The following is a 2435-nucleotide window of genomic DNA, read 5'->3' on the forward strand; positions in this document are numbered from 1 at the left end:
TGCTGAAGCAGTACGGGTGGAAGTGCGCCGGTTGGGGGGTTCTTTTCCTTGGGTTTATGGTGATGGTGTGGTGGATCTGTTGGGGGATAACTATACCATTAGTGGTATTCTATCTTTTGGCTCACGTCATGTTTCCCATGAATCTCCCCAAAAAGCGTTGCAGGATGATGCTCCTCTACGTTGGCAAGATGCCTGGATTGAAACGAAATGTAGTGCTACAGAATTGGCAGAGGCTGGGGTGCGTCCAGGGACTCGTATGGTGGTTGGTAAACATCGTAAGAGACCTGTGCGGCTTAAGGATTATATTGCTAGCTATACTCTGGATAATAAAGCATCCATCGCGATTTTGCTAACCTTAGCCCAACGGTTGAAAACTCCCGCAGTTGATACTTATTTGGTGGCATCAGCAAAGGAGGAAGTAGGGGCAATTGGGGCTTTGTATTTTACTCAGAATCAATCTCTAGATGCTTTGATTGCTCTGGAAATTTGTCCGTTGTCTGCGGAGTATCCCATCGAAGATGGACCAGCACCAGTGTTGCTCTCTCAAGATAATTATGGCATCTACGATGAAGGGCTAAATCGGGAATTGCAACAAGCGGCAGACAGTTGTGAGGTCCCGATTCAGTTAGCTGTTATTGATGGTTTTGGCTCTGATGCTTCCATCGCCATGAAGTTTGGTCATGTTGCTCGCGCTGCTTGCTTGAGTTTTCCTACCCAAAATACCCATGGTTTTGAAATTTCTCATTTGGGTGCGATCGCAAATTGTATCGAGATTCTTGAAACCTATATTTCCTCAGTGATCAAGAATGAAGAATTTAGAATTTAGAATTTAGAATTTAGAATTTAGAATTTAGAATTTAGAATTTAGAATTTAGAATTTAGAATTGAATTCTACCTTCTGCCTTCTACCTTCTGCCTTCTACCTTCTACCTTCTACCTTCTACCTTCTTCCTTCTACATTCTACATTCTACATTCTACATTCTACATTCTTCCTTCTACATTCTTCCTTCTACCTTCTACCTTCTACCTTCTACCTTCTACCTTCTACCTTCTACCTTCTACCTTCTACCTTCTACATTCTTCATTCTTCATTCTACCTTCTACCTTCTACATTCTTAGTAGGGTTATATCCAAATGGTGGGGTTCATAGCTCGAACTGTTCTGGATCTATGCCCTTTGCTTTTAATTGCTCTAGCAAGGCTTGCAAGGAAGCTTCTGCTTGCTCTGCCCGTTGACGTTCCTGTTCTTTTTCGAGTCTTTCAAGCTCTAAAGCTTCCTCCGCTTGGTCTGCCCGTTGGCGTTCTTGTTCTTTTGCTAGCCTTTCGAGCTCTGCCTGTTGTTGAGCAAGTTCTTTGAGCTCAATAATTTCCAAATACGTAGCAAAAGGCTCGCCATTGGGATAATACAGCACCAAGTCCGAGCCTACTAACTCAAAGGTAATTCCTAAACGGGGACTAACCCAACCCAGCATCTGGGGGATTGGTTCTAGTTTTTCGGCTGAACGCAACCAGCCTTTTAGTTTTGTCCGATTTGGATCAAAAAGATAGTACTCTTCTACTTGATGGTTCTGGTAAAACTTGAGTTTATCCTCTTCTAATTCCTTGATGGTATTCGTTAATGAGGCTATTTCAAATACTACCTGGGGATTCATGTTATCTTCAACCCAGGTTTTGTAGGAACGCCGATGCCCTTTCGGTCTACCCACAACCACCATCACATCCGGGGCTTGATTGATTTTGGGTTTTCCAAGTTCTGGATACCACAACAAATCCCCGGCAACGAATACATTGGGGTCATCTTTGAATAGGGCTTCCAGGCCATACTTAATGGTAGTAATTAGTTCAAATTGAAGGGTATTGTCCGCCAAGGGTTTGCCGTCACTTTCGGGATATAAGATGTCATCGGTGCTGGGAGTAAGCTGCTGAACCATAGGAAATACTGTTACCAGAGCTGATCATCCTATTCTATCTTACTAATTTAGAATTTAGAATTTATAATTTAGAATTTATAATTGAAGTCTGTATCCTAAATTCTACCTTCTACCTTCTACCTTCTACCTTCTACCTTCTACCTTCTACCTTCTACCTTCTACCTTCTACCTTCTACCTTCTACATTCTACATTCTACATTCTACATTCTACTGCTTAGACAAGTCTCGGTACCTATTCATCCCTTAGCAAGCCAGTTTATGTTAAATTTGAGTTGACTTTTGGCTTAAGTCCCATTAAATCGGGGTAACGTCTTTTACTGAGCAACTATCATGACTCATTTTGGCATCATTTGTCCTGCTGCTTCTGGTCATCTTAACCCTATGACTACGTTAGGTTACGAACTGAAACAGCGTGGTCATCGCGTCACTGTATTCGGCATTGAAGACGCTCAACCAAAAGCTCTAGCTGCAGGATTAGAATTTCAGCTGATTGGCAAGTCGGAT

Annotated in this window: 3 protein-coding genes; 2 read left to right on the top strand and 1 reads right to left on the bottom strand. The window is 42.4% G+C overall.

What is annotated here, in order from left to right; all coding sequences use genetic code 11:
* A partial coding sequence (locus F6K20_RS34180) for a M42 family metallopeptidase (protein WP_287297751.1) occupies nt 1–826 on the top strand: 826 nt, incomplete at its 5' end.
* Between the two features lie 319 nt (nt 827–1145).
* On the opposite strand, the gene F6K20_RS34185 is transcribed toward F6K20_RS34180, so the two are convergent.
* Nucleotides 1146–1931, bottom strand: coding sequence for a Uma2 family endonuclease (locus F6K20_RS34185; protein ID WP_008189940.1), 786 nt, complete (start codon nt 1929–1931; stop codon nt 1146–1148).
* A 330-nt stretch (nt 1932–2261) separates the two neighbouring features.
* On the opposite strand from F6K20_RS34185, the gene F6K20_RS41005 reads away from it, so the two are divergent.
* Nucleotides 2262–2435 (top strand): glycosyltransferase (locus F6K20_RS41005; RefSeq protein WP_502708913.1); only part of this gene is annotated, 174 nt, incomplete at its 3' end.

The sequence above is a fragment of the Moorena sp. SIO2C4 genome (assembly GCF_010672485.1).
Lineage (GTDB): Bacteria > Cyanobacteriota > Cyanobacteriia > Cyanobacteriales > Coleofasciculaceae > Moorena > Moorena producens.

What these genes read in the sequence shown, in the direction of transcription:
- F6K20_RS34185 (WP_008189940.1), bottom strand. Translation starts at nt 1,931, where the DNA reads ATGGTTCAGCAGCTTACTCCCAGCACCGATGACATCTTATATCCCGAA.